We start from the raw sequence: 1,156 nt of genomic DNA, 5'->3' as shown, positions 1-1,156 counted from the left end.
AATACTACCTGGTGACCGATAGCGGACTAGTACCGTGAGGGAAAGGTGAAAAGTACCCCGGGAGGGGAGTGAAATAGTACCTGAAACCGTGTGCCTACAATCCGTCGGAGCCTTTAGGGGTGACGGCGTGCCTTTTGAAGAATGAGCCTGCGAGTTAGTGCTGCGTGGCGAGGTTAACCCGTGTGGGGTAGCCGTAGCGAAAGCGAGTCCGAATAGGGCGTTCATAGTCGCGTGGTCTAGACCCGAAGCGGAGTGATCTAGCCATGGCCAGGGTGAAGCGTGGGTAAGACCGCGTGGAGGCCCGAACCCACCAGGGTTGAAAACCTGGGGGATGAGCTGTGGTTAGGGGTGAAAGGCCAATCAAACTCCGTGATAGCTGGTTCTCCCCGAAATGCATTTAGGTGCAGCGTCGTGTGTTTCGTGCCGGAGGTAGAGCACTGGATGGTCTAGGGGGCCCACAAGCTTACCGAAATCAACCAAACTCCGAATGCCGGTACGTGAGAGCGCGGCAGTGAGACTGCGGGGGATAAGCTTCGTAGTCGAGAGGGAAACAGCCCAGAACGCCGGCTAAGGCCCCTAAGTGTGTGCTAAGTGGGAAAGGATGTGGGGTCGCCCAGACAACCAGGAGGTTGGCTTAGAAGCAGCCACCCTTTAAAGAGTGCGTAATAGCTCACTGGTCAAGTGGTCCTGCGCCGACAATGTAGCGGGGCTCAAGCACACCGCCGAAGCCGTGTCATTCAGAACTAGTGTCTGGATGGGTAGGGGAGCGTCGTTCAGCCATTGAAGCGCCGGAGTGATCCAGGTGTGGAGGCTGGACGAGTGAGAATGCAGGCATGAGTAGCGAAAGCAGAGTGAGAAACTCTGCCGCCGGATGACCAAGGGTTCCTGGGCCAGGCTAATCCGCCCAGGGTAAGTCGGGACCTAAGGCGAGGCCGACAGGCGTAGTCGATGGACAACGGGTTGATATTCCCGTACCCGTGTGAACGCGCCCATGGCGAGGCTTGTGATACTAACCGCCCGAAGCCCGGGTCTGATTCTTCGGATGAGGACCCGACGTGGAGCGCGGGACCTGAACTTGTAGTAGTCAAGCGATGGGGTGACGCAGGAGGGTAGCTCCGCCAGTGAGTGGTAGTACTGGTGTAAGCGTGTAGGCCGT

At 57.9% G+C, this 1,156-nt stretch carries 1 rRNA gene; it reads left to right on the top strand.

Going from position 1 to position 1,156, the window contains the following annotated elements:
* Positions 1-1,156: ribosomal RNA gene (locus ACR807_RS41670) — 23S ribosomal RNA — on the top strand; the annotation flags it as partial.

Source organism: Saccharothrix sabaoui, assembly GCF_051756985.1.
Lineage (GTDB): Bacteria > Actinomycetota > Actinomycetes > Mycobacteriales > Pseudonocardiaceae > Actinosynnema.
Note: the sequence above shows the minus strand (reverse complement) of the source record. Positions and strands in the feature narration are given on the sequence as shown.